The sequence below is a fragment of the Bacillus litorisediminis genome (assembly GCF_022808645.1).
GTDB classification, from domain to species: domain Bacteria; phylum Bacillota; class Bacilli; order Bacillales; family JC228; genus Bacillus_BF; species Bacillus_BF litorisediminis.
In genome coordinates this window covers 88,503-114,130 of sequence record NZ_JAKZKT010000006.1, presented here as the reverse complement: position 1 = coordinate 114,130, position 25,628 = coordinate 88,503, and the positions used below count along the sequence as shown (strand labels likewise).

Genomic DNA, 25,628 nt, shown 5'->3' with positions numbered 1-25,628 from the left:
ATTAGTTCCAAAGGAAGTTACGTCTGAACTTGACCATTGCATGGTTTTTTGCAAGAAAAAAAGAGCCACCTCATCCGTAAATGAGAGGGCTCTGTCCTGGAACCTGAAAGTTTACCGCAAGTTTTTCCTTATCTGCGGCTTTCCCCTTTGGTGGTCTAAAGGAAATTGCTGTTCCAAAAATCAGAAAATTCTAACCGGAATCAGCCATTCGTTTTAGACTCTCTCCAGAGCTGCGTCGAGCAAGAGTCTTTTTGCCTGAGAGATTCACGGTTCTTCCCGCTTGCTCCTTCGGCGCCACATTCTAGTACAAGTACTGTCTGCAGTCTCTCCCCTTGCTGTCATTCGCTACTATTAAAAATTGGCTTTTTGGACATACTAATGAATGTTGTACTCAAAAAGACATTATTAGATTCAAAGAACTTTCAGAAGCTATTACAATCCTACCATCTAAAGCAATAGGAATCAATCATTTTTGAGGAGGAACAGTGTTTATGGATTGGAAGCTCGTTTGGAATCAAGACTGGCAAGAGGAATTTTTAAAAAAATTAGAAGATGATGGTCCATGGGGAAGCTGGGATATGTTAAAGCTGGCTCTAGAAGCGGAACATCACACATTAATCCCGAGCTTCGAAGGCCTTCAGGCACCTAGGTTTTTGCCCAATCTTACTCCTCTTCCGCATCAGCTGGAAGTAGCCAGACAAGTGGTTGAGGAAATGAACGGTAAAGCAATCCTGGCAGATGAGGTTGGTTTGGGGAAAACGATTGAAGCAGGCCTAATTTTAAAGGAGTATATGATTCGCGGTTTAGTAAAAAAAGTGCTGATATTAGTTCCCGCCTCGCTCGTATCGCAATGGGCCCAGGAGCTTAATAATAAATTCTATATTCCTGCCATTATCCACCGAAAAAGCTATGCTTGGGAACAAGTGGACGTTATGATCTCCTCAATCGATACAGCAAAACGCTCTCCTCATAGAGAAACTATATTAGATTTACAATATGACATGATTATCATTGATGAGGCGCATAAATTAAAAAATCATAAAACCAAAAACTATGAATTTGTACAGCAATTAAAAAAGAAGTTTTGTTTATTATTAACCGCAACTCCAATTCAAAATAAAATTGAAGAAATCTTTAATTTAGTATCCTTATTAAAACCTGGTCATCTTGGCAGTCTCGCAGACTTTATGGAGAAATATAATCAGGATGCACGCTCACTTCAAGGAGATGAGCATTTAAAAGAATTGGTCAATAAAGTAATGATCCGAAACAGGCGGACTGATACCGGAATCGAATGGACAAAACGCCACGTAGAAACCGTACCAATAACCTTAACGAAAGAAGAAAGAGATTTGTATGAAGCCGTTACTAAACTTAGAACAGACGATACCCTGACAGCAGGCAGCGCCTTTTCGGTTGTAACACTGCAAAGGGAGGCATGCTCAAGCCGGGAAGCGGTGTATTATACATTAACAAATCTATTAAAGAAGCAAGAGGAACCTAGTGAAGGCTTGCAGACTAGAGTTCAGATGCTCATTGAAAAAATTCAGGCGATCCAAACCAACTCTAAGGCTGAACAGGCACTAAAATTAATTAAGGAAATCAATGATAAGGTGATTATCTTTACAGAATACCGTGCAACTCAGCTTTATCTGCAGTGGTTCTTGAAACAGCATGGAATCAAATCAGTCCCATTTAGGGGCGGGTTCAAGCGCGGTAAAAAAGATTGGATGAAAGAACTGTTTAAAAATCATGCCGATGTTCTCATTGCAACGGAAGCAGGCGGTGAGGGTATCAACCTTCAATTTTGCCACCATATTATTAATTTTGACTTGCCATGGAATCCCATGAGACTTGAACAAAGAATCGGAAGAATTCACAGGCTTGGTCAGGAACACGATGTTAAAATCTATAACTTTGCTACGAAGGATACTGTAGAAGAACATATTCTAAAATTATTGTATGAGAAAATTCAATTGTTTGAACGGATTGTCGGTGAACTAGACGATATCCTGACAAGAATGGAATTTGGAAAAATCGAGGACCACCTAGAGGATATATTTGGTCATTCTGCGACTGAAGGCGAAATGAAAATCAAATTGGAAAATCTTCAATCGATGGTTGAATTTGCCGAATCAATGAAAAGGAGTGAAACACAGCATGCAGCAACTGGAAATTAAAGAATATTTAAAGCGTTTCTTCTTATTAAATCAATGTGATTTAGTCGAAGAAGGCCCGGGTCATCTTACAATCCAGCTAACGATTGACATGGATAAAGAACTAATGAATCGTCCCTTCTATTGGCATTATCTCGAAAAAACAGGCGGAGTTCCTAATCCTATGAAAGTTAGCTTCATAACGGATCAAAGTCTGGCACCAGAAGATTTAAAGGGAGAAAAGATTCACTTTGGTTCACCGCGTCTTCAGCAAATATTTCAGGTAACCAAAAAACTTTCCAGTTATGTCCGCTTATTTCAGATAGATAAGGCTGTAATTGGGCAGCATATCCCTCTACACCCTTGGATTGGTCTTAATATGAAAGTTTCTTATCAATGCGATTTAAAAAGAGATGAGTTTCATTCAATCGGCCTGCATTTAATAACGGGACGAATGGTAGAGGATTTCCACTCATCCCTTGAAAATATTAACTTATCTACTAAGATTCCTGACCTTACTTATACTCTGTCGCCTCTCATCAAACCGCGAAGCGGACTGATGAGAATCCAGCAGTTTATTGAACAATATATCAATGAACAGGACGATACATGGGCGAAGGAAGCAAGAAACCGCTGGGAAAAAGATTTGGCCCTGTTGGATCATTTTTATGAAGGATTAGATGATTATCCTGAAACGTATTACAAAGAAAAACAAGCAATTCAAGAGCAATATGAGCCGATTGTAGAGGTTGAAATTATCAATGGAGGATTGTACTACTTAACCGATCGCTATTCCCAACAAATAAAAACAAAAGCAGAGTCTGCCGTTTAGCTTCTAACATATACAAAAAGGATGAACCAGAGCATATCCCGGTTCATCCTTTTTTCTTAAAGATCGAGAAGAAAGCAAATGGAAGTAAGCCAAACCATTTCATTAGAAAGGGCTGCTTGTATTCCTTTTTTTGCTGTTTTTTTTGCTTTCTTTCATCTTTTGGCTGTTCATAGTGCTGAACAACAGTTTGCGTTATAAACTTAACATAATCATTCATAGACATATCGGTACACCACCTGTTACCAACATTCTCTCCATTTAAAAGGATTTTAATTCATGTAACAGAAGCATCAGAGACTGGTGTATGGATAAATCTGTTGTATTCATTTGAATATGACATTGCAAATAGAATGGCTTACGTTCAAAATACAGTTTTGTAACTTCTTCTTTGCTTTTCGCCAATGGCCTAGTCGAATCTTCTTTGATTCGAGACCATAATTGCTCAATCTCACAGTCTAGAAAAACGACAATCCCATTTTTCAGCATCCATTCTCGATTTTCTTCTTTTGTGACAATTCCTCCGCCGGTAGAAACAACCGCATGTTCACGTATCGATTGCAGGACCTTGGTTTCTAACTCGCGAAAGTATTCCTCACCCTTGCTTGCAAAAATGTCTTTAATCTGCATCTGTTCTTGCTGCTCAATCAACTGGTCTGTATCTAGCACAGGTAGACCTAGTTGCTGTCCTAACAGGTGCGATAATGTTGTTTTTCCAGATCCCATAAAGCCAGTCAAATAAATCGGTTCCGCTTTCATAATCCCTCTGCCCTTTTTAATAACGATTCCAAATATGGTTTGTCCTATCATACCATAACTCCCAAGTATAAGTGGCACCCTTTTTGGTTGTACAATGAAATTGAAACAGTGATTTTTCACCTTTTTGCTCCAGCTGCTTAACATGGACAGTTCCTTCGTTATAGTGATACGTCTTCTCCTCGACCGGAGTGGTACTATTCTCAATATATTGTATGGTGAGCCCATACAAGCTTTGCAGAAGTTCAATTTGCTGCATTTCCTGATAAAGGGCTACCTCTGTTTCGTACATTCTTAAAAAAGATATACACAAACTGAAAATAAAGACTACAAATAGAGCTGTATAAGGATAAATCACACCTTTTTCATTCATAATTAAACTCCAAAGCATGAACCGTAAACCAATCCTTAGAAATGGATTCTCCATTTAAAAAAATAACTCTGCTTCGCAACCGGTTATTCACAAACTGCACCTCGAAATCAGAGACATTTTGAAGCACCAGTTCATGGCCTAACCCATTTACCCTCCTACGCACGATATCATGATATTGGGAATAAGAAATGGTTCTTTCGGGAGTCATTATATAAAGTGTGCCTTCCTGAATACGGACTGCTTCCGCATGATATAGCTCACGCTGAATTTCCTCAAAAAACATAAAAAATTCATATTCCTCATAGGATTGGCTTCTTTGATCGATACTCCCTATCGAATGAAGAAGAACAAGAATGAAATTGGATATAAGGAACAGGATTGAAAACGCAATGAGCGATTCAATTAAAGTAAATCCTCTGCTATTTTTGTATACGCTTAAGACATTTTGTATTCTCTTTTTTCTGTTCACTTTGTTTTTTAATACAAACCTCCTCATTCCGGATTGTTACTTGAAATGTCCCATAAAAATTGCTGAAGTGGTGTTCCTTTTCTTCGAAAGACTCCATTTCCATAATCGCCTGCTTTAAAGAATAAAGTGTCCCGATGTCCTCTTTCATCTCGGATCTGTGATTGTACACGAAAAGCAATGAAGTAATAAGAAACATACAAAGAAGTATCAGCATGAAAGCCAACAACGCTTCAAGTAAAGTAAAGCCTCTTTCATCACAAAGCTTCAATTTCGGTTCTCCCTTTGCCAACATAAATAACAAATCTATACCTTTTCTCTCCGATTAAAATATAAAATGTGCCAAATTGACTTACATTGCCATTTGGCAAATAATAAAATTGTCTTAAGGTGGAATTAATGATCTTAATTTCTTCATCATATTTTCTTTGCACCAGGTAGTTGTTAATTCCGGTTAATATGATATACCGGCTTTCTTCGGGTACAAATAAAATTCGAACGGTCTGCAAATGAGACATTGCATAAACTTTTGCCAAATGCAGGTCTTTTTCTAATTGACTGATAAATTGGGATTCTTTGAAATGACGATCTAGGGGGTGTAGAGAAAATATAAAAATGGTAGTGCAGATGAGGAATATGGATAAAACGATTAATATCTCTGTTAGGGTAAACCCCTGATCATCCCGTTTCTTTTTAAGTCCCGCCATCCGCTTCTCCGCTCTCATTAAAAATCCGGCTTACTTCCTCTTCACAGGCTGGGGCAGGCTGAGGCAAGTATTCTTCCTCAACTAAAACGCCATAATTCGCAGGCTCCTCATCAGTATCAAGTTTATACGCTTGAATTTGGCCTTGTACAAGACGAATAAAAGCTTCACAGCCTTTGCCTTCGATTGTTTGCTGATGTTTAGCAACATTGGGAACCGTAATGATTAGCAGAACAGAAATGATTAAAAGCACGATCATCATTTCGATTAAAGTAAAGCCTTTTTCATTCCTCATTTAAACCCTCCTATTTGATTCCTTCAAGCATTTGTATGACTGGAAACATGACTGAAACATATAGTAAAACAACAACGAAACCAATGCATAAAAAACAGATGGGCTGGATTAATTTGCTGAATGTAAGGATTTTTTTCTCCAGATTTTCAGAACAGATAATCGAAAACGATAGAAATTCTCTTTCCATTCTTCCATTTTTTTGTCCATGTTCGATTAAATAAGGTAACTCATTTAAAAAAATCCGCTCGTCGCGAACTGCGACAGACAAAGAATCACCTTTTGAAAGAGCTTGTTTCATCCTTATTGACATTTCCCTGTAGAGAGGTTTATCTTCCCATTCGTGCATAAAAGCAACACACTCAAGATACGATAAGCCTTTTTGCAGCAAAACACTCCACTGATATGAAAAGAAATAAGAATGATACAGCCTTATAATCGGGCCGGCGAAGGGGATACTTAACCAAAAACGATGTTTCTTAGTTGCTGAAATCCGTTTGATTACAAGCTGAGAAAGAATGAACATGAGAAGACAAATCAACAGTATACTCAGAGTAAGTGAAGGAAAGTCATTTCTTAAAAAGAGCAAAAGCTTTAATGTCCACGGAGACTGAATAGAGGATTGAGTAAATATTGATTCAAACTGGGGTAATAGCCAAATACATGTCAGGAAGAATAAACCTCCTGAAATAATCATCAGCACAAAAGGATACACCGCCATTTTCTTGATTTTATCTTTATGCTGATTTATTTGATTTATAAAAATGCTTCCCTTTATTAAAGCCTCACCAATGTCACCATGCCTTTCAGCAATCATAACAAAAATAACGAGGTCAGATTGAAATTCCCAGCTTCTTAGTATGAAAATCAGACTTTTTCCATTTTTTAATTGAGAAATGGCCTCTTCCCATTGCGATTTCTTTGAAAGGAAATCAGTCATGTTTAAAAATTGAAGGGCTTCTTGGATATGATAGCCCGACTGCAGTAACTCTCCTAGCCTTTTACAAAACTGAGCTTGCTCCTCTAACACCCACTTCTTATTCAACAGAGAATACCCACCGATTAAATTCTTCTTCATCAATAAAACCTAATGCCATTCCTTTTTTTAACTCCTCTTTTAACGTTCTATAATGAACATCACAATGTTTTTTTACTTCTATTACGATCTTTTGCAATTCTTTACCCGCGAGCAATTCAAAAATACAGGCCCTTTGTCTGTTATAGAATGGGCAATGGATTGAACAATCACGACCGCAATAAGGACACTTTACATGAATTAGACGCTGCGCTGTTACGGCTATCAGCGCTTGTTCAACTTCATAGTCCTTTACCCCCAATTCTAATAGCCTAGTTACTGCTCCTTTTGCATTTCTCGTATGCATAGTAGTCAAAACTAAATGTCCGGTAAGTGCAGCACGGACCGCTACTTTTGCAGTTTCTTCGTCTCTTATTTCCCCTACTACAATAACATCCGGATCATGACGCAAAATTGCTTTTAATCCGCTTGCGTAAGAAACACCTGCCTTTTCATTTACTTGAACCTGAAGAAAATCAGACGAGGTTTTTTCAATCGGATCCTCAAGGGATATGATATTCCTTTTTAGCCACTGAGAGGAATGCTTGAGAAGAGTATATAAAGTGGTCGATTTGCCGCTTCCGGTGGGTCCTGTAAATAAAATAAGACCATGAGCATGCTTTAAAAGGGAAATTAATTTTTTGGCAGTTGAAGGGAAGAGAGCTATTTGCTCAATCGGAATCGCTGCTTCTTGAGGAAGAATCCGGATACTTAAGCTTTCTGAAAAAGATGTGGGAAGTGTAGAAAGACGAAGAGAAACTTGAAGGTCTTCTAGTACGGTTGTATAAGCACCGCTTTGCGGCTTTCTTTTTTCACCGATGTCTAATCCTGCCATAAACTTGAAATGGGCAATCAGCCGGCTGCTGTCTTCATGTGAAAGATCCTGAATAAAACGCAAAATATGCTGAAGTCGAAAAAAAATCTTTGATGTCTTTTCTTTTGGGACGATATGAATGTCGGTTGCTTGGAGAGAGATTGCTTTTTTAATGAGATTATGGACCTGCTGTTCAATTATCACATTTGATCATCTTCCTTTCACTATTTTCTCCGGCTCTTACTTTTTCGGTATTCATCTGAAAAATTCCTCTAAAAAAATTTAAAATTTTTTGATAAGATTTTTTACAGCGAAAAACCAACATAATAGTGTTTCCTCAACAAAACGGTACTGCCGTGAATAATTGTTATGAAACTGACACAAACTTTCCTTAAGGAAATATTTACATTGATATTCACTTTTATATATAATGTTGTAGTAGCATAGTGGGCACGAAGGAGGGATACATATGGATCGTATGTACAGAGTACTTGGATTCTGGACTGGTATATTTGCAATTATGTTTTTCTTAGGAGATATGGTTGAAATCTCTTTACTTTTCTTCGGTCAAACGGCCTTTTTCGTTTTCTTAGGTTATTTAAAGCTCTCAGAGAGAATGTACATTTACATTTTTGGTGCCTATCTGACGGTATTCTTTGCCGGATTTACGTATTACACCACATTTATGATGACACCTGGAGCAGGACACTAAGAAACATAATAATATCCATAAGCTGTATAAAAAGAGCTCCTTTTCCAGCAGAAAAGAAGCTCTTTTTATTTTTCAAAAATTAATACATGAAAATATGGACTCATTCCGCTTGGTGAGATTAAAGATTGAATTGCGCGATTCCTCTTTACAACCGGATGAAAGGGGTCAGAAATAGAATGGCTCTTTAGCTTTTCCAAAATACCGTTATTAATGAAAAATTCATCCTGACGCACTGACTCTATTAATGAAAACCCATTTTCTATTGCAATTGAGGTTATAAGCTCCAGCGGGAGGTGATACGTGATATCCATATCACCTGGAGTTTCAAGCACATTTTTCATAAGCTGATGATTTTTATAACCCCGCAGACTCCCTTCCTTTAATTCAGGCAATTTCCATTCATTTAGTGGATACATATAGTCAATCAAGATGAGTTTACCCGACTCAAGTTTCTGTGAGAGGATAGGAAAAATTGAATCCAATATGATCGGAACTTCCATCTTATGTCCTTCTTTTGGTTCCAGCTGATATTTTTTGATAAAAGACAGTACCTTTACATCGGTAATGGTTTCAAGCGTTTGGTAAAAAACTCCGTCCCTTTCACCTACTACTACTTCACATAAATCTCCTTTGTATGTAGTTATCACTTTGACAGGCAGCGCATCCAGCCATTCATTGGCAAAAATGACTCCTTCTATCGGATGAAGTAATTGGAGCCCGTCCAATACCTTAACCTGGAAAGGGTATTCTTTTAATAATTCCTGATGATACCGACTCGATTCAATGGCATAATAACAGATTTTATTTAATTGATCTTTATATTTCTTTTCAGCGTACGTAAACCATCCATTTAGAAATTTCCCTGTTCCCGCACCAATTTCGCAAAAATCTAGCCTGATTCGTTTTTTTAAATCGGATGAACAATAATCGAATACAACTTCCGCAAACAAATCTGTAAGAAAAGGAGCAGTATAAAAATCTCCGTTCTTGCCGATTTTTTTTTTGTTTTTGTTGTAATAGCCTAATTCAGGATGGTAAAGTGCCAGGTTAATAAATTGATCGAACGGAATATGGTTTGTTTTCTGTTCACGAATTTGATTAATAATAATTTGTCTAAGAGTATTCATATTTAGATGATTAGTCAACGGATTAATAAATTCCTGCTAAAAGCAAGAAAAAACTATTTTAAAAACGGATTAAATTCTTTCTCATGGATAATCGTTGTTTCCTGATCATGGCCAGATAGGACAATTGTATCATCCGGGAGAGTTAATAATTTTTCTTTAATACTTTTTATTAACTCCTGATGATTTCCACCGGGCAAATCAGTCCTGCCGATACTTCCGTAAAATAAAGCATCACCTGAAATAACAAATCCCGCTTCTTCAAAATAAAAAGTTACACTCCCTGGAGAATGACCTGGAGTTTCGAACAATGTAAATTTTAGTCCTTCTACTTCATGTGTACCTTCTGATGTAAAAAAGTGGTCGGCGGGCTTACAGCGAACGATTCCTACCTTAAACAACTGGGATCCGTTTAAAGCAGGGTCAAGCAGCCACTTCGCTTCATTTTCATGAACATACACAGGAATTGAATAAAATGTGCGAATGTCTTCAAGAGCCGCTATGTGATCAAAGTGGCAATGGGTCAGTAATATGGCCTTTGGTGTCAGTTCCAATTTGTTTATAGCCGATCTTATTTTTTCTGCTTCTCCCCCCGGATCAATGATTAGGCAGTTTTTACTGTCATTCCATACAATATAACAATTGGCTGCGACCGGTCCTACAGGCATTCTCTTCCATTTAATCATACATCACACCCCTTTAGTTCAGTGTATTTATATCTATTATAACAAAATCATGCAGCCAATCAGATACGTATGATTTCAGGAAGATGCGTTATGATAAAGCTAAATTTTCTCTGCAACTTTTCCCTACTTTTGTCTAAACGTTGAAAAAGTATTGTTTTATCTCGACAAACCATAAAAAAACCTATAAAATAATGAGGGAATGAAAAGGGTATCATATACATATCGAACTTTTGCCTGATCGAAAGGAGCTTAAAAAATGGGTTTAGTTATTATTTTTGCTCTCGTGACTATCCTAGCTGCGATTGGCACTTATACGTCTCTTAGAAACAAAAATATCTTAGGAATTATATTCGGACTAGGTACTTTTCTAGTAATTGGCTGGTTCACAGTTATGACATTTCTTAATAGCGGTTATCCCGCTGTACACTAAAAAGCAGATGCCTGAAAAGCATCTGCTTTTTAATTTTCTTCTTTTATCAGCGGTACCATTTTTTGCTCACTAATTAAGAGAATATTTTCTAATTGATATCCATACATACAATAGCTGCCATTCGGTGAACACTCGATTGGTAAATTTTCAAGTCCTTCCATAAGAATTTTACTTTCTCCTGTATTTAGCTGATAGGATGTTAAAATAAACCCTTTGTTGTATAAATCGGCTTGCCCGCCCTCAACAGGCTGAAAGAAAAAAAACTCATTCTGTTTATTTATATCATCATAAAATGGAATAAGCCATTCTGAGTAGCTATTTAAGTGAAAGACATCCATTTGTCCAAGCTGATTCCCGTTAGAACTGTAAAACTGATAGGTACCTTTATCCTCTGAAAGTTCAGAAGGAGATAGAGTAAAAAACCATTCGCCAAATGACTTAGCATAATAAACATCTTCTGCTAGTGTGGAGATTTTACCAGATGAATCTATTTGTTTTAATGGGGCTAACAGACTCGGCTGACTTTCGTCCCATTCAATGTAGTGAAATGTACTCGAACCGCCCCATTCAGCAAAGGGATGATTCAGCTCAACTGTCTCTAGCTGCATTGCCTCAGTATCCCAAATGTAGCTTTGATAGCTCCAGTCCTCAGAAAAGGCTGTTACCAATAATTTTGCCTGATTGGTTCGATTCCAGTTTGTATAAACTTCAACGGACGGAATCGTAACGGTAGCATTTACTTTCCCTTGTTCATCAAGAACCGCTAATGTAGCTTCATTTTCTTTGGATGAATATTGGATTAACAATTGATCCCGCTCAGGACTCACCTCGGCGAGCTGAACAAATCCAGGTGTAACAAATAATGGTGTTTTTTCTCCTGATGGAAGATGATATTTAAAAATAGTGGATTCTTGATTTTTATGTTCAATATAAATAACGTCTTCATTTGAGAACCAATCGACAAACTGAATTTGGTCACGATTCTGTACTGTCAATGGAGTGACAACCAGTTTGTCAACGGAATTTTGAGCTGTGTCATTTGTAGTTGGAGGAACTTCCGAAATTGGTTTTACACTGTTTGAATCTTCACATGCTGTTAAAAATAAAAATAATGCTGCGATTAACCCGATTAATTTATGCAAATGGTGTCCCCCCTTTTATTTACAAAATATCTGCGTTCATAACTCCCTAAGTATATAGACGATTATATTGCAGCAAATGTTTCAAATTGTAACAATTTCTTTACTTTATTTACTAAAATAGGACATTCGTAACATAAAAAGAGTTCGACCCCTTAATCTTATTGTATGAGACTTTTATACTACACATCTTTAAAATTAATGAACTTACTAAAGGTGCCCTCCTGCCGCGAAGAACACCTTTTCCTTTCCTACCTTCTATAAAGGGCTACCAGAAAAACGCCTAACATAGCTTGATACATTTCATCGAATTGAGCAATTGGCAGCGGATTAACGCCACTTCCCAATTCAAAAGTGAATCCCGGCCTGCGATAAATATAAATAAACCAATCGCGATACCCCGCGTGACTATCCACATATCTGACCGACTGATATCCGCTCACTCTTTCAAACTCTTCGGCTAATTGAGCAGAGAATGAAGGTTCGTACCCAAGGTACCCCCAATAAAATTCTTCACCCTGTGTGTGAAGAGCGTACACTTGCGCGAACTGCCTTCTCTGCGTTAATTCAGCCATAGCAATTGCTTCCGGCTCAGTAAGAGGTGCCCTGCCAGGGTAATCTCGCGGACCTGGTACTTTAGGTTTTCTTGCTTGTTCAATTTCCCAATTGGCCGGGTATTGATTATTTAAATCGACGCCTCTAATATTGGCTTTCCACCCATTAAAGTTTAGACTCCCATTATTCATCTCAATGACTTCTTCTCTAACAGTTTGCGGCGGACCGTTAATCACTAAATCAACCCCATCCGGATTTACCATTGGGACTGCAGATAATGTATTGAAATTATATAGCGGAAGTGTTTGGACTCCTCTAATGGCCTCGCCGTTCGTCAAAGCTAAAACATAGTCATTGATAAATGTCATGAGAACAGGCGTAGTAATCCATTCGTTCGCATGAAAAGAAGCATTAAAATGAATCATTCGCTCGCCTCTGCCAATTCGGAGTTCAGTCAAAGGCTTTCCTAATACACTTTCTCCAATTTGTTCAATTTTGATAAATGGATAGATCTCAACTAAGGCAGAAAGGTCCTCTTGAAACCGGCTAGAATCATAGTTTACTCTCCCTTCAATGATTCTGGACATGACCCTTTCAGGCAGTCGAATCGATTGCCCTAGCTGTAATTGATTAGGATTCACTGAAGGATTCATTAAAAGAAGCGCATCTAATGATATAGAACGTTCATTAGCCAGTTTCCAAAAGCTATCCCCTGATTTAATTGTGTAGCCCACAGAGATAAATCCAGGAATTTGAACTTCAGAACCCGCAGTGATAGCGTTCGGATTTATGCCAGGATTGGAATCAAGAAGAAGCGGGAGCGGAATACCAAATAGTTGACTATAATACCACAGCGTATCTCCTGGACGTATCGTTACTCTCATGAATTTCCCCTCCTTCTTTGCACCTACATATTTAGGTGTATGAATAGCACCTAAAAAAATGCAAGTACTAATGAAAAGGGATAAGGGATAATTTATTGGAAACGAGAAAAGGGATTCCTCGAAAGGACCCCTTATTACTTATTCTTTATTAGTATTTTTATTTGCTTCTTCTTTAGAGGCATTTTCGCCATAAAACCTTAGCAAGTCTCCATAAATAATCTTGTCAGAGTATTCTAGTTCTTTGACCGTCATATCGATAAAAGGCTGACAATGAGAAATATCAACTGGTTCTTCTGTTTGCTTGCTATAGCACACATTTTCCGCATACAGATAATCCTTTGTTACAAAGCTGCCATCACGCTGCAGTGCGTAATCGAGACGGTCTTCAGCAAACAAGTCAGAACCAAAGTCAATATTTCCTTTCGTCGAAATTCCTAGCAAGTGAAGTAGAGTTGGTTTTAAATCAATTTGTCCGCCAACCGTCTCCATCGTTTTTCCTTCCATTCCAGGGATATGGATGATTAATGGAACACGTTGAAGCTGAGTATGAACAAAAGGAGTTACCTCTTCTCCCAACAGCTGGCTCATCGCTTTATTATGGTTTTGAGATATTCCATAGTGATCACCATAAATAATGATAATGGAGTCTTGATATATTCCCTCTGCTTTTAGCTGTTCTATAAACAGTTTGATCGCTTCATCTGTGTATCGGACAGTTGGGAAGTAACGATTTAATGTGCCGCTGTTTGAATTATACTCGTCAATCCATTTATATTCTTCTGCTAATTCAAACGGATAATGATTTGTCAGAGTTATAAATTTCGCATAGAACGGTTTCGGCATTTCTTTTAAATGATCAATAGATTGTTCAAAGAACGGGATATCTAACAATCCCCATTCTGTCGTTTCATCTTCAGGGACCTCGTAATCTTCCACATCATAAAACTTTTGATATCCTAGAGACTGGTACATCACGTCACGATTCCAAAAGCTGCTATTATTCGCATGGAGAGAAGCAGTGAAATAGCCATTTTCGTTTAAGATTTCCGGCAAAGCTTCATATTCATTACCTGAGTGAGTAAAGAAAACGGCTCCTCTGCTTAAAGGATACAATGAATTATCAACGAGGAATTCCGAGTCAGATGTTTTTCCTTGACCTACCTGGCTATAGAAGTTTTCGAAATAAAAGCTTTCCTTAATAAAATCATTTAAAAATGGAGTTACTTCTTCCCCATTGATTTTTTCTCCAATAACAAAACTTTGTGTAGACTCCATTGAGATCACGATCACATTTTTGCCTTTTGCTGCACCAAACAATTCTGGATTTGGTTCTTTATAATTGGCTCTGACATAGTTTTCTATATCAGCGAGTTCACTTCCATCAGCTAAAGCTCTTTGAGCCGAAGTCTTGGACTGGAGAAAAATATCGTACAAGTGATAGTTATAGGTTCCGATATTTTTAACCAAGATTTCACGGTCAAATGTTCTGGTCAGCAACTGCGGTCTTTCAGCTTCAGCTAAACCTAAATTAAAAAATGCAATCGCAAAAGCTACTAAAAAGTAAGCTCTTCGAATTCGTTTCGAATATGAAGGTCTTATTAAAAAATTGGGTTTATGCCACATTAATAAGGCAAGGATGACTACATCCACAAAATATAGAATATCAAGCGGATGAATTAAAGTTACAATACTTCCTCCCAAATCTCCGAGATTATCGGTTTGAAATAAAAGCGGAAGTGTAATAAAATCGTGAAATTCCCGATAATAAACAACATTGGCATACAGAACGGCTGATAATAGGAAATATAAGATGAAAATGTATCGACCCTGATTTTTTTCCTTTAGAAACATGCTTAACCCAAACACGATGAGCAAGAAACTTAGCGGATTTATAAATAGTATGATTTCTTGTGTCACATTATCGATTGGAATTGAAAAGCTAGTTTTATAGGCGATATACGTTTTAAGCCAAAGAAACAGCGTCGGAATGGCAAGAAGAGAAATCTTTGGCCACTTTACGTTTCGCATAAGAATAACCTCCTATAAACTACATCCCCTGTAATTTATTTATAGTTTTAGAAAAAAAAGGATTTGAAATTGAACCTTGGATAATCTTAATACGTTGTTAACAAAAAATCAAATGAAAATTTACATATAATTAGATTAATAATTTAATGTAAATTTTGTTACCCCTATTATAGACGGATAAAACCATAAAATGGTTTCAAACTCGTCCATTTTTTTGAAAATGAGACTATTGACACATAGCCCCTTTGTGACATTTGATTGAGATCCTAGGTTCAAATCTTAATTTCTGACATTGTAAGAATACTGCTTGTTTATAGGAGGGGGACTATTATTCTTGTGCTAACCATGCTGCGCCATATATACCAGCATCATTTCCAAGGGTTGCAATACTTAAGTCTGTCGATTCTTGAACCGTCGGAAAAGTAAACTTGCGAAAATACTGATTAACAGGTTCAAGCAGAGTATTTCCCGCACGAGAGACTCCCCCGCCTATTACAATTTTTTCAGGATTTAATGTATTTCCAAGATGACTTAGAGCTAAGCCAAGATAGAATGCTACTTTCTCAACGATTTGGTTTGCAAGAGTATCACCTTTTTCCGCTGCCTCAAATATGCTTTTTGCACTAAGGGCTGCTTGATCAATGAGCGTTTCACCTGTAAAGCTTTCAAGGTGCTGTTTAGCCAGTCTCACAATCCCTGTAGCAGATGCTACCGTTTCTAAGCAGCCTGTTTTTCCGCAGTTACATGAAAATCCATTCTCAGGGACAATCGTCATATGTCCAATTTCTCCGCCCGCACCTTTAATACCGTGAACAACTTGTCTGTTTGTGATCACACCGCCGCCAACACCAGTACCAAGGGTTACACAAACCATGTCTTTCGAGCCTTTTCCAGCACCCATCCACATTTCGCCTAGGGCAGCACAATTGGCATCATTGTCGATAGTTGCCCGGATTCCAACTGTTTTTTCTAATTCCGCTTTTAATGGAAACTGTTTCCACCCGAGGTTGACTGCCTCAAAAATTAAACCTGTCTCTACATGAACGGATCCTGGAGCTCCGACCCCTACACCGATCACTTGTTTTTTTTCAATATGCAGGTCATGCAGCTTCTCCTCAATTGATTTGGCAATTGAAGGTACAATTCGCTTTCCATTGTTGCTTACATCTGTCGGGATTTCCCATTTATTGAGCAATTCTCCCATTTCTGAAAACATTCCGATCTTCGTTGTAGTGCCCCCTAAATCAATCCCTATTAAAATTTTCTCATTCATTTTTCCTCTACCCCTCTTTGTTCTAATTCTTTCGTAATCTGACTGCGAATCAGCATAATTGCACTTTGATAATCCTTTGTCTCGATTAATTGTGACCGGTAAAGCTCCTTAAGTTCGTCTTCCATCAGACGCAAATCCGCCAGTCGGTCTCCTATATAAATAATGGTCCCATATTGTTTTAAGAACTGCTGTACCTCATATAATGTTTTCATATTTTTTACCCTCTTCTCTTACTTCTAGTTAAAGTATATGGAAAGGAAGAAATATGCACAAGTAAATTCATAGTCATTACATCCATTGAAAAAAGACAGGATTAACTCCTGTCTTATCTGTCTGGATCTTTAGGATGAAGAAATCGCGGTCTCCTATTTTTGAGCGGCAGCGGTGAACGTATTAAAACGTCTCTAAACGCCTTATAATTAAACGGGATAAAAGGCCACATGTACGGAACATTAAAGGATCGGACTGAGGTCAGCCACAAAATCCAAATCGTTGTGCTAATTACAAATCCGTAAACCCCGAACAATGCTGTACTGAATAAAATGAATATACGTACAAGGCGATTAGCCAGGCTTAACTCATAACTTGGCGTTGTAAACGTTCCAATTGCAGCAATGGATAAATAAAGAATCACCTCATTGATAAATAATCCTACCTCTACTGCGACTTGTCCAATCATGAGAGCTGCGACCAAGCCTAACGCCGTTCCTAATGCATTAGGGGTATGTATCGCTGCCATCCTTAATATATCTAACCCTACTTCAATGATAATAAACTGCCAGAGCAGAGGCATATTTCCCGTATCCTTTGGTCCGATAAATTCTAGAGCATCTGGCAAAAACTCTGGATGAGTCGAAACGAGATAATACAAGGGCAATAAAAATAAAGATCCCCATACAGCTATAAATCGGACCAACCTCATGTAGGCTCCCACAATCGGCTTATTGCGATATTCTTCAATATGCTGGAGGTGATGCCAAAAAGTAGTTGGTGAAATGAGAACACTGGGAGAGCCATCCACTATGATACAGACATGTCCCTCATATAAATGTACAGCTACTGTGTCTGGCCGTTCTGTATACCTAACAACCGGATTAGGATTCCAGTGTCTCCCTGATATGTATTCTTCCACCGTTTTCTCAGCCATTGGCAATCCATCAGTATCGATATTTTTAATCGATTCCCGTACCATTTCTACTAGCTTTGGGTCGGCAATTTCTTCAATATAACAAATAGCAATATCTGTTTTGGACCTTCTCCCAATTTGCAAATATTCCATTCTTAAAGATTTATCTCGGATTCTTCTTCGCGTTAATGCTGTATTAAACACTAGAGTCTCTACAAATCCGTCCCTGGCTCCGCGAACGACTCTTTCTAAATCCGGTTCCTGTGGAGTTCTGGCAGGATAAGTTCTTGCATCAATCTGGATGACTTGATCTAAACCATCTACAAGCAGAATTGTTGGACCGGCCAGCACTGTTTCTGCAGCAATCTCTAAATCATCAATTGTTCCTATCTCAATATAAGGAATATGACGTTTTAAAAGACGCTGTAAAATATCATCATCAAGCACGCCATCCTCTAATTTAGCTAAATACTTCATGAGCAGGTGAATGATATCATCTTTGGCAAATCCATCCACTAAATACATGGCCATATCACGGTCTGCATAATTTAAATCAAGTCTGATGACATCAAAGCTTTTATCTACCTGCAGCAAATCGTTTATGGTTTTAACATTTTCCTTCAAATTTTTTGAAACGGGATATTTCAGGTCGGTCTTCGCTTCTGTCATTATCAGTCAACTCCCATTAACCGAACATCTCATTATTTCATACTATTCATTTTTGGCCTTCCCCTATAAAAACATACATTTATTTCGGCCAAGCCTTCATAAGAGGCTTTGGACAAACATATAGTGTTGAGAGGCATGCTGGAAAGGAGGAATATAGTTAAATGTTAAAAAACAAATGGGTCTTCATGACTTTCACTGCTTTTGTCCTTGCATTTGCGGGGTTTTATTATCACTTAGCGAATAAAGCCGAAGAAAGCTTCACCTATTTTCCTCCGGATCCAACAGCAAGGTATAATTCTGGTTATACAACGCTCACTGTAAACCAAAAAAGCCCTGATGGACCTTATGAGGTCAGCTGGAAAAGCCAATCTTCTTTAGATCAAAAAGCCTTTTACCGCCAAGATGTTGCTCTTTTATATGAAGGGGGAAGGCTGAAGGGGAAGATGGGAGAATGGAAACAAAATGTAAGTGACATTTTCCAAGAAAGCACTCTCTTTTTTAAGGATTCACAATTACTCCAAGCTGTCAGCTTTCATTTTTCGGAAATTCACCGGGATGAAAAAATCGGCAGCGCACAAAAGCTTTCCAGTGATTATCTTTATATCATTGATTCTCAATTTAGTCCCTTCGAAAGTTTCCGGCATCCCGAAAATGAGGAACAGGAAAAATGGAAGAATACGATTGACCAGGTCGTGAGGAATCGATTAGAAAACAGCTGGCAGAATACATCTAAGCAATATAATATAAATCTCGGTCAATATGATGCTTTTCCTTTAAATCAAATAGCTCAATTTGATGATAGACCCTTACCTGGTTTTTCCTTGCTCGAAACTAAAAGAATAATAGGGCAATTATGGGAAGGGCTTTACAAAAATTATTATTTGGGAATTAAAAAACCAGACAGTTCCCAAGAAGATGCTTTAGATAGTATCATGCCTCTTATTTTATTGGCAAAGGATCGAACGCATCTTTTGGTACTAACCGAAACAAAAAGCGGAGAATCTATAGTTCTCCGCCAACAAATTGAGTGAGTTCATCTACTAAGCTGCGATATTGCTCATCATTTGGTTTGATATCTCTAGCCTGTGTAGCAAATTCGTAAGCCTCCTCTATTTTACCATCATGATAATACAGGAGCGCTAAGTTGTAATAAGCTTGATGATATTTAGGATCGATTTCAATAACTTTTTTTAAATGTGTAGCTGCCAATTCATACTGCTGCCACTGAATTTCGATGTACGACATCATGAAATAAATATCAGCGGAGGGTTCCCCGTTATCAAAATCGTAGGAATTGAGAAGCTTATATGCTTTTTCAAAATTTTCCTCTTCTACATATCCTTGTGCCATTTGAGCAAGATATGTTCCTTCCTCCGCTTTAACTCCGTTTTGGGCACCAGAATAAAGAAGACCCGCTCCTATTCCAAAAGTAAGAAAAAGAAAAATAATTTGAGTAAAAAAACGAAACTTTTTTGGAAAATGAACAATACCCGTTGCCGTAAATCCGCCAACAAGTCCGCCAATATGACCAGCATTATCAATGCCTGGTATTGCAAATCCCAAAGCAAGATTCAGTGCAATTACAATAAAAATGTTATAACCAAGAGTTCTTAAAAATAACTTAGGCTGTAACATTCCAAAATAAAGGAGAGCACCAAAACAGCCAAATATAGCTCCGCTGGCTCCAGCGGATAAATTGGGACTGAAAGCAAAACTAGCAATTGACCCCATAATGCCAGCAATCATATATATGAAGAAAAACCGCACGCTTCCAAAGATTCTCTCCACTAAAGTACCTAGATAATACAAAGCCATTGTATTCATCAGCAAATGGAGAACACCAATGTGGATAAAGATTGGTGTAATCAGACGGTACCATTCTCCTGCGAGGATAAGCGGGTTAAATTTAGCACCGAATTCAAGTAAAGTTCTAGGGTCTTCACTTGAACCTTCCAACTCCATCCAGGCAAACACAGCCAGCTGAATGGCTACAAATAAATAAGTAAAAATAGGTTTCCCATTTTGAAACGTCTTTTCTATCGTTTGTCTTTGATGAGTGGCCCATTGTTTAGTGTACTCACGTAATTGTAATACATCATGTTCATCAGGCGTGATGAGGAACGGTTGCTTCCATTTACATCCGCTCATTTGTGAAATGATATTTAGAGTTTTATCCTGATCTGCCTGATCTAAAATCAATGTGTACCATGACAATCCAGGGCTATCTGTTGGGTGGTACCATTCTGATAAAGGGGCAAATCCATCATCAACGGGGGGATATGGGGTTATGTATACGTTCAAAACAGACAGATTTTTCTTATATAAACTTTGTTTTATATCGAGTGCCTGATCAATCGAAAGATCCGTGTGCTGCCTCAGCCAATTCGACCAGTCCAGATCATATTGATTAAGGTGGATGAGGTCTGCCTCTTCATGTCCTTCAACCTTTTCTAACCACAATTCTTTTCCGTTATGCGATTCATAAATTAGCTGATACCTGCCTGAGGAAATTAATTCGTAAGCAAGTTTCCATAATAAATACGATTCGCGAAAACTCAATTGTTTTCACCCTCTCTAAGAAACACATATAACCCCGATCATCTTTATTCTATCCTGTGAACATGCTGTTTGTCTTACAAAATATATAAAAAACAGAAGAGTAAATCCTCTTCTGTCCGCTAGAATTACATCTTAAATGTACCTTGCATCAATCGGTTACGTAAAAAGGGAAGCTGCATGGAATACCGTATGATCAGCTTCCGGATAAAATACTGACCTAATAACAAATTGACAATCTTATACCGATTTCGATAAACAGTTAAAACTGCTGCACCTGCTAACATCCATTTAATGATTGAAGACATACTAATCCCTCCTACCCTTAGTTTGGCAAGAGAATGAAGCTTTATCCTTCAAATTTGCATAATTGTTTTTTTATATGCAAGAGTTAGCTAGTTTCAATAATAGCTTTGTCAGTCACAATTCGCTGAACTTTTCGGTCATATGAATCAATTGGAATCATGTCCATAAGCTGTTCATGAAAAGCCAAAGAAACTGTTTTTCCTGGGAAATCAGCTAAATAGCGATCATAGTATCCGCCGCCAAAACCAATCCTATATCCGTTTAAAGAAAAGGCTAAACCAGGGACGATTAGAAGGTCAATCTCCTTTTTTTCAACTAGCTCTGTTTCAACTGGCTTCGGTTCCCATAAATGGATATACACATTTTCTAATTGGGTAAAAGTGCGAAGGTGTCTAAAGTCCAAATGTTTTTCGTTTACAATACATCTTGGGACAGCCACCTGTTTCCTCTCTAGCCAGGCTTGTTTAATAATAAAATATGTATCCACTTCCGGAAAAACAGAAAGTGTAATGCCGATTGTTTTAGCGGTTTTCCATTCTGGTTGATTAAATAGCCTTTCTGCTACTAAATATGACTTTTGCTCATATTCCGGTTTTGAAAGCTGTTTAAGGATACCCTTCATTTCTTTTCGAATCAATTCTTTCGTCTTGTTCATCTGAATCCCTCTAAGTTTGAAATACTATTAAACCTCTTCGATCAAAAAAATAGGCTTTGTTAAACTTACTTGTTCATTTCCGTTACAGGCAAACGCTTTCCGCGAGCGGTACCGATTATCGCCTCCGGGGTCTCGCCTGTCCCGTATTTCCACTGCTCTTGATAAAATTCTTGAAATTTTTAATGTGAGGCAGTGGGAATGAGTCTCGCACCTCTAACTCCAATCAACCTTGTACTCTAAACAAAGAGCTTAACAAAACAAAAAAATAAAAAGCAGCGAAGATAAATATCCTGCTGCTTACTTAGTTTCACGATGTACAGTTGTACGTTTTTCTCTTGGGCAATATTTCTTTAGCTCAAGACGATCTGGGTTCGTACGCTTGTTTTTAGTGGAAATATAGTTACGCTCACCACATTCTGTGCAAGCCAATGTAATATTCACGCGCATTGTTTTCCCTCCAAACTATAAATACATCTTACACGACTTTTCTATGATACCATTTTTTTTAGGACAATGCTAGTACGTTTTTCTTGATTTCGTCATTCCACCGTAAAACATCATGAGTTGTTTCCCCCTGAACCGCCCATGCCCAGGCAGTTACTGTTTCACCTTGTGGTATTTCAGTTTCTAGTGAAAACATGGAACTGAGGGCTCCTCTTGCAATCGGCTGGTAATCGATCTTTCCTTTTTTTAGATTGGCTTTCATTTTCTTTTTCGATTCATTAGCAGAGAAAACCGCACATTGCTTTATGGATTCCCCATTAATGGTGCCATTTACTAATTGAATATTCTTTCCATTAAAAATAAAAATACAATCATTTTTGGGAGATATATAGGCGTATTGCTGAATTTGAGGAATAAACTCACTTTCGAAGAAAAGTTTAACCTGTCGATCGATTGCGGATTGATTACACAAGTCAATTTTCAAAATTTTCCCCTTTGTTCCTAAGGAAAAACTTTGTGATTTGTACGTTATAGGATTTATAGGGTTTTGTTTAGAAGTGGTTAATGTGAGCATACCATCCGACCAAATATAACTTTTTAGCACACTCTTTGTTTCCAGGCGTTGACGCGAAGATTCCGGCATTGACAATAAATCTGAAAAAAGATTAAGATTTGCTTTCATAGCCCACCATTTCCTTCTTTTTTTTGTAAATCTTTTAGCCTCTTATCCAACAGCTTGTACTTTTATTTGCAGACAAATTTTTAAAAAGTATGCAATTTTAACTGATGTCCGATTTGGGATGATTAAATGACTATAGTATGCTTATTTGCATTTTTTTATGTCATCATATATATATGGTAGCACCTGAAAAATATTCAGACAATAAACACATTTTGTCGTAAAATGTTGGTCCTATGACAGTTCTGAAGTATGGACAGAAGAAAAATTTTTAAGAGAAGGTCATTTATCATTCGATGTAAATTTTCATTGGATTTTCGTTTATTTGCGACAAGGGAATATTACATTTTGACGAAGTTTGCTCAATTTTGTTCCTTAAAAACTGCAGGTATGTTATAACTATTTTAGACTGACAGCAAAGGGTGGAATAATATGGAGTTTCTACTTTATGTAGTAATTGCAGCATCGGTTTTAATTTTCATAGTTTCTATGTTTATGCCTAACCGCATCAAACAAATGGAAACAGAGTTAGAGGAGCTTTCTTATCAGGTAATCCAAGATTCCTATCAATTTAAAAAAAGATTAAAAGTATTAGAGGAAGAACTTCTTGTTGATCACAGCACATCTCCTCTATCTGCGGATACTGTTAAACCAAATGAAATTATAGTGAATCAAGTTCTTTCCTTACATAAGCAAGGGATTCCAATCAAGCAAATTGCATCTCAGTCTGCCTTAAGCCAAGACGATGTAGAAAAAATCATTGAGGGTAAGGGCACAGAAAGAGGGGCTCTTTAATGCAGCGACATTTATTACAGGGATTCGCAGCGGGGATGTTTTTAACTGCATGTATCAGTTTATTAGGTGTTTATAACTCAGATAATGATAGTAATAATATCGATCCCAATCAAGCAATTGCTGAATTGAAAAAGAACGGTTATCAGGTACTAACGACAGCTGAATGGAATGATTTACAGGCACAAATTGTAACCGGTAAACCGGCAGGGGAACAATCTGTAGAAGCTACAGCTGCAGAAACTGAAGACTCAAGTGTCTCCACAAGTCAAACACCTGCAAAAGAAACAAAGGATGAAGTCAAATCCTACACATTAACTATTGCAGCAGGAATGAATTCAAGTGATGTGGCAGAAAGATTAGAGCAAAATGGGATTATTGATGATTCATTTGTATTCCAGCAATATTTAATAGACAGGAAGTTAGACGGGGCCATCCAAATTGGTTCCTATCAAGTTAGAAGCGATATGTCATTTGAAGTGATTACATCTATTATTACCAAAGGTAGATAAAAGGGCTGACTCCAATGGATGTCAGCCCTTTTTTTGGGTAACTGAGTTACTGGTTTAAATCGTATCTGCGCCCTTTAACCAAATAAAAGATGTATTCAGCAATATTGGTTGCATGGTCTGCAGTTCTTTCCAAATACCGGCACACAAACGATAATTGTGTAATTTGTGAATGATTTTCCGGCTGGGTTTGCATTAAAGAAAGTAATTCTTGAATCGTTGAGCCGTAAAGATCATCTACTACGTCATCGATATCCGCTAATTCTTTTGCTTTAACTAAATCTTCTTGATAGTAGCCTTCAATAGCTAATTCGATCATTTTAATTGTGCTTTCATGCATTTTTTTAATCGAATCAATCGGTTTTACTAAAGGCTGATTGCCAATTCGGATCGTTGATTTAGCTATGTTCACAGCAAAATCTGCCATCCGTTCAAGATCCGAGGCAATCTTAATCGCAACAATAATTCTTCTTAAGTCAATCGCAACTGGCTGTTGCTTTGCAATTAATAATATAGCGGTATCATTAATTTCATCTTCCAGTAAATCCGCATTTACATCTTCATCCATTATTTCTAGGGCTTTTTCAACATCTTGATTTTCAAGTGCGTCTAATGCATTGATTAAAGCCGATTTCGCAAAGTTTCCTAATTGAATTAATTTATCCTGAAGCTCTTTTAAATTAATTTCAAATTGTTCTCTAACTGGCATTTTTCTGCCCCCTTATGCAAAATGAATGATCAGGAATGATGGTAACCGATTTTATAATCATGATGTTTTTATCCAAAACGACCGGTAATATAATCTTCAGTCCGTTTGTCACTTGGATTGGAAAAAATAACATCCGTAGGAGCAAATTCTACTATTTCTCCATTTAAGAAAAATGCTGTTTTGTCTGAAATCCGAGCCGCTTGCTGCATGTTATGTGTAACAATGATAATACTATAATCCTTTTTCAGTTCCTGAACAAGCTCTTCCACTTTGAGGGTAGAAATTGGGTCAAGGGCAGATGTTGGTTCATCCATTAAAATTACATCAGGTTCAATGGCTAGACAGCGGGCTATACAAAGACGCTGCTGCTGACCTCCAGATAAACCATAGGCATTTTCGTTTAAACGATCTTTCACTTCATCCCATAGTGCTGCACCGCGAAGACTTTTTTCAACGATTTGATCTAAAATTTTCTTATTTCGAATCCCATGAATTTTTGGCCCATACGCGATGTTCTCATAGATGGATTTTGGGAAAGGATTTGGTTTTTGGAAAACCATTCCGACTTTTGTCCGAAGTTCTTCAACTCGATACGATTTATCAAAAATATTTTTACCGCGATAATTAATCTCACCAGCGGTTTTTACATTAGGGACTAATTCAATCATACGGTTTAAGGTTTTAATATAAGTTGATTTACCGCACCCAGAAGGACCTATAATAGCTGTCACTTCGTTTTCCGTTATATCTAAGTTAATGTTTTTTAATGCATGGTTATTCCCATACCAAAGGTTTAATTGTTTTGTTTCATATACAATTTTAGCATTCGGTTTATTTTCTTGGTTATTGATTTCTTTTTTCTCTATTTTAGCCAAAGTTTGCTGCAT

31 protein-coding genes and 1 riboswitch are annotated in these 25,628 nt (G+C 37.5%); of the genes, 7 read left to right on the top strand and 24 right to left on the bottom strand.

What is annotated here, in order from left to right; all coding sequences use genetic code 11:
- Positions 1–233: 233 nt before the first annotated feature.
- Positions 234–342: riboswitch (glycine riboswitch) on the bottom strand.
- Positions 343–491: 149 nt separating this feature from the next.
- The gene (locus tag MLE14_RS05045) at positions 492–2,180 is read left to right on the top strand and encodes a DEAD/DEAH box helicase (protein ID WP_243297240.1); all 1,689 of its coding nucleotides are present in this window, start codon (positions 492–494) and stop codon (positions 2,178–2,180) included.
- Positions 2,161–2,988: a YqhG family protein gene (locus MLE14_RS05040; protein ID WP_243297239.1), complete on the top strand. Its 828-nt coding sequence runs from the start codon at positions 2,161–2,163 to the stop codon at positions 2,986–2,988. The genes MLE14_RS05045 and MLE14_RS05040 overlap by 20 nt, the downstream gene beginning before the upstream one ends.
- Before the next feature lie 43 nt (positions 2,989–3,031).
- Here the strand turns inward: MLE14_RS05040 and MLE14_RS05035 are convergent, their stop codons facing one another.
- Genes MLE14_RS05035 through comGA form a run of 9 tightly spaced genes read right to left on the bottom strand, consistent with a single transcriptional unit; the run spans position 3,032 to position 7,669 of the window.
- Positions 3,032–3,211 carry a YqzE family protein gene (locus tag MLE14_RS05035; protein WP_243297238.1) on the bottom strand — a complete coding sequence of 60 codons (180 nt, stop codon included), beginning with the start codon at positions 3,209–3,211 and terminating at the stop codon, positions 3,032–3,034.
- 35 nt (positions 3,212–3,246) lie between these two features.
- Positions 3,247–3,795, bottom strand: coding sequence for a shikimate kinase (locus MLE14_RS05030; RefSeq protein ID WP_243297237.1), 549 nt, complete (start codon positions 3,793–3,795; stop codon positions 3,247–3,249).
- Positions 3,761–4,114 carry a competence type IV pilus minor pilin ComGG gene (locus tag MLE14_RS05025; protein WP_243297235.1) on the bottom strand — a complete coding sequence of 118 codons (354 nt, stop codon included), beginning with the start codon at positions 4,112–4,114 and terminating at the stop codon, positions 3,761–3,763. Before MLE14_RS05025 ends, MLE14_RS05030 begins: the two co-directional genes overlap by 35 nt.
- Positions 4,107–4,610: a competence type IV pilus minor pilin ComGF gene (gene comGF, locus MLE14_RS22405; protein ID WP_279326772.1), complete on the bottom strand. Its 504-nt coding sequence runs from the start codon at positions 4,608–4,610 to the stop codon at positions 4,107–4,109. The genes MLE14_RS05025 and comGF overlap by 8 nt, the downstream gene beginning before the upstream one ends.
- The gene (locus MLE14_RS05015) at positions 4,534–4,851 is read right to left on the bottom strand and encodes a type II secretion system protein (protein ID WP_243297233.1); all 318 of its coding nucleotides are present in this window, start codon (positions 4,849–4,851) and stop codon (positions 4,534–4,536) included. Before MLE14_RS05015 ends, comGF begins: the two co-directional genes overlap by 77 nt.
- Positions 4,838–5,287, bottom strand: coding sequence for a competence type IV pilus minor pilin ComGD (comGD, locus tag MLE14_RS05010; protein WP_243297232.1), 450 nt, complete (start codon positions 5,285–5,287; stop codon positions 4,838–4,840). The genes MLE14_RS05015 and comGD overlap by 14 nt, the downstream gene beginning before the upstream one ends.
- Positions 5,274–5,579 (bottom strand): competence type IV pilus major pilin ComGC, encoded by a 306-nt coding sequence (comGC, locus tag MLE14_RS05005; protein ID WP_313897731.1) that lies wholly within the window; start codon positions 5,577–5,579, stop codon positions 5,274–5,276. Before comGC ends, comGD begins: the two co-directional genes overlap by 14 nt.
- A 10-nt stretch (positions 5,580–5,589) precedes the next feature.
- A complete protein-coding gene (gene comGB, locus MLE14_RS05000) occupies positions 5,590–6,621 on the bottom strand; it encodes a competence type IV pilus assembly protein ComGB (RefSeq protein ID WP_243297231.1) in 1,032 nt (343 codons plus the stop codon).
- Complete coding sequence (comGA, locus tag MLE14_RS04995; protein ID WP_243297230.1) at positions 6,614–7,669, bottom strand: competence type IV pilus ATPase ComGA; 1,056 nt, start codon at positions 7,667–7,669, stop codon at positions 6,614–6,616. The genes comGB and comGA overlap by 8 nt, the downstream gene beginning before the upstream one ends.
- Positions 7,670–7,934: 265 nt before the next feature.
- Between comGA and MLE14_RS04990 the strand changes: the two genes are divergently transcribed.
- Entirely contained in the window at positions 7,935–8,177 is a 243-nt protein-coding gene (locus MLE14_RS04990) for a DUF2626 domain-containing protein (RefSeq protein WP_097157346.1), read from the top strand.
- Positions 8,178–8,242: 65 nt separating this feature from the next.
- On the opposite strand, the gene MLE14_RS04985 is transcribed toward MLE14_RS04990, so the two are convergent.
- Both MLE14_RS04985 and MLE14_RS04980 read right to left on the bottom strand, forming a co-directional pair.
- A complete protein-coding gene (locus MLE14_RS04985) occupies positions 8,243–9,322 on the bottom strand; it encodes an SAM-dependent methyltransferase (RefSeq protein ID WP_243297229.1) in 1,080 nt (359 codons plus the stop codon).
- A 35-nt stretch (positions 9,323–9,357) separates the two neighbouring features.
- On the bottom strand, positions 9,358–9,984 hold the full coding sequence (locus MLE14_RS04980) for an MBL fold metallo-hydrolase (RefSeq protein ID WP_243297285.1): 627 nt from the start codon (positions 9,982–9,984) through the stop codon (positions 9,358–9,360).
- 259 nt (positions 9,985–10,243) lie between these two features.
- Between MLE14_RS04980 and MLE14_RS04975 the strand changes: the two genes are divergently transcribed.
- Entirely contained in the window at positions 10,244–10,417 is a 174-nt protein-coding gene (locus tag MLE14_RS04975; protein ID WP_243297228.1) for a DUF2759 domain-containing protein, read from the top strand.
- A gap of 29 nt (positions 10,418–10,446) precedes the next feature.
- Here the strand turns inward: MLE14_RS04975 and MLE14_RS04970 are convergent, their stop codons facing one another.
- The 6 genes from MLE14_RS04970 to MLE14_RS04945 form a co-directional block, all read right to left on the bottom strand.
- Positions 10,447–11,559, bottom strand: a complete 1,113-nt coding sequence (locus MLE14_RS04970; RefSeq protein WP_243297227.1) for a YqgU-like beta propeller domain-containing protein — start codon at positions 11,557–11,559, stop codon at positions 10,447–10,449.
- Positions 11,560–11,807: 248 nt separating this feature from the next.
- The gene (locus MLE14_RS04965; protein WP_243297226.1) at positions 11,808–12,995 is read right to left on the bottom strand and encodes a M14 family metallopeptidase; all 1,188 of its coding nucleotides are present in this window, start codon (positions 12,993–12,995) and stop codon (positions 11,808–11,810) included.
- A 138-nt stretch (positions 12,996–13,133) separates the two neighbouring features.
- Positions 13,134–15,023, bottom strand: a complete 1,890-nt coding sequence (locus MLE14_RS04960) for an LTA synthase family protein (protein WP_243297225.1) — start codon at positions 15,021–15,023, stop codon at positions 13,134–13,136.
- Between the two features lie 328 nt (positions 15,024–15,351).
- On the bottom strand, positions 15,352–16,296 hold the full coding sequence (locus tag MLE14_RS04955) for an ROK family glucokinase (protein ID WP_243297224.1): 945 nt from the start codon (positions 16,294–16,296) through the stop codon (positions 15,352–15,354).
- Entirely contained in the window at positions 16,293–16,508 is a 216-nt protein-coding gene (locus MLE14_RS04950; protein ID WP_243297223.1) for a YqgQ family protein, read from the bottom strand. Before MLE14_RS04950 ends, MLE14_RS04955 begins: the two co-directional genes overlap by 4 nt.
- Before the next feature lie 113 nt (positions 16,509–16,621).
- Positions 16,622–18,091, bottom strand: coding sequence for a spore germination protein (locus MLE14_RS04945; RefSeq protein ID WP_243297222.1), 1,470 nt, complete (start codon positions 18,089–18,091; stop codon positions 16,622–16,624).
- Between the two features lie 161 nt (positions 18,092–18,252).
- On the opposite strand from MLE14_RS04945, the gene MLE14_RS04940 reads away from it, so the two are divergent.
- On the top strand, positions 18,253–19,122 hold the full coding sequence (locus MLE14_RS04940; RefSeq protein WP_243297221.1) for a hypothetical protein: 870 nt from the start codon (positions 18,253–18,255) through the stop codon (positions 19,120–19,122).
- Here MLE14_RS04940 and MLE14_RS04935 read toward each other — a convergent pair.
- From MLE14_RS04935 to MLE14_RS04915, 5 genes are all read right to left on the bottom strand, one after another.
- A complete protein-coding gene (locus MLE14_RS04935; protein ID WP_243297220.1) occupies positions 19,094–20,650 on the bottom strand; it encodes a rhomboid family intramembrane serine protease in 1,557 nt (518 codons plus the stop codon). The genes MLE14_RS04940 and MLE14_RS04935 overlap by 29 nt on opposite strands.
- 125 nt (positions 20,651–20,775) lie before the next feature.
- Positions 20,776–20,955, bottom strand: coding sequence for a hypothetical protein (locus MLE14_RS04930; RefSeq protein ID WP_243297219.1), 180 nt, complete (start codon positions 20,953–20,955; stop codon positions 20,776–20,778).
- 83 nt (positions 20,956–21,038) lie between these two features.
- Positions 21,039–21,608: a 5-formyltetrahydrofolate cyclo-ligase gene (locus tag MLE14_RS04925; protein WP_243297218.1), complete on the bottom strand. Its 570-nt coding sequence runs from the start codon at positions 21,606–21,608 to the stop codon at positions 21,039–21,041.
- 297 nt (positions 21,609–21,905) lie between these two features.
- A complete protein-coding gene (gene rpmG, locus MLE14_RS04920) occupies positions 21,906–22,055 on the bottom strand; it encodes a 50S ribosomal protein L33 (protein ID WP_097157332.1) in 150 nt (49 codons plus the stop codon).
- A 58-nt stretch (positions 22,056–22,113) separates the two neighbouring features.
- Complete coding sequence (locus tag MLE14_RS04915; protein ID WP_243297217.1) at positions 22,114–22,536, bottom strand: hypothetical protein; 423 nt, start codon at positions 22,534–22,536, stop codon at positions 22,114–22,116.
- Between the two features lie 627 nt (positions 22,537–23,163).
- On the opposite strand from MLE14_RS04915, the gene MLE14_RS04910 reads away from it, so the two are divergent.
- Both MLE14_RS04910 and MLE14_RS04905 read left to right on the top strand, forming a co-directional pair.
- Positions 23,164–23,526, top strand: coding sequence for a hypothetical protein (locus MLE14_RS04910; RefSeq protein WP_243297216.1), 363 nt, complete (start codon positions 23,164–23,166; stop codon positions 23,524–23,526).
- Positions 23,526–24,035 (top strand): endolytic transglycosylase MltG, encoded by a 510-nt coding sequence (locus MLE14_RS04905; RefSeq protein WP_243297215.1) that lies wholly within the window; start codon positions 23,526–23,528, stop codon positions 24,033–24,035. Before MLE14_RS04910 ends, MLE14_RS04905 begins: the two co-directional genes overlap by 1 nt.
- A 46-nt stretch (positions 24,036–24,081) precedes the next feature.
- Here the strand turns inward: MLE14_RS04905 and phoU are convergent, their stop codons facing one another.
- Together phoU and pstB are read right to left on the bottom strand one after the other, a co-directional pair.
- Positions 24,082–24,741 carry a phosphate signaling complex protein PhoU gene (phoU, locus tag MLE14_RS04900; RefSeq protein ID WP_243297214.1) on the bottom strand — a complete coding sequence of 220 codons (660 nt, stop codon included), beginning with the start codon at positions 24,739–24,741 and terminating at the stop codon, positions 24,082–24,084.
- 68 nt (positions 24,742–24,809) lie between these two features.
- A complete protein-coding gene (gene pstB, locus MLE14_RS04895) occupies positions 24,810–25,628 on the bottom strand; it encodes a phosphate ABC transporter ATP-binding protein PstB (RefSeq protein ID WP_243297213.1) in 819 nt (272 codons plus the stop codon).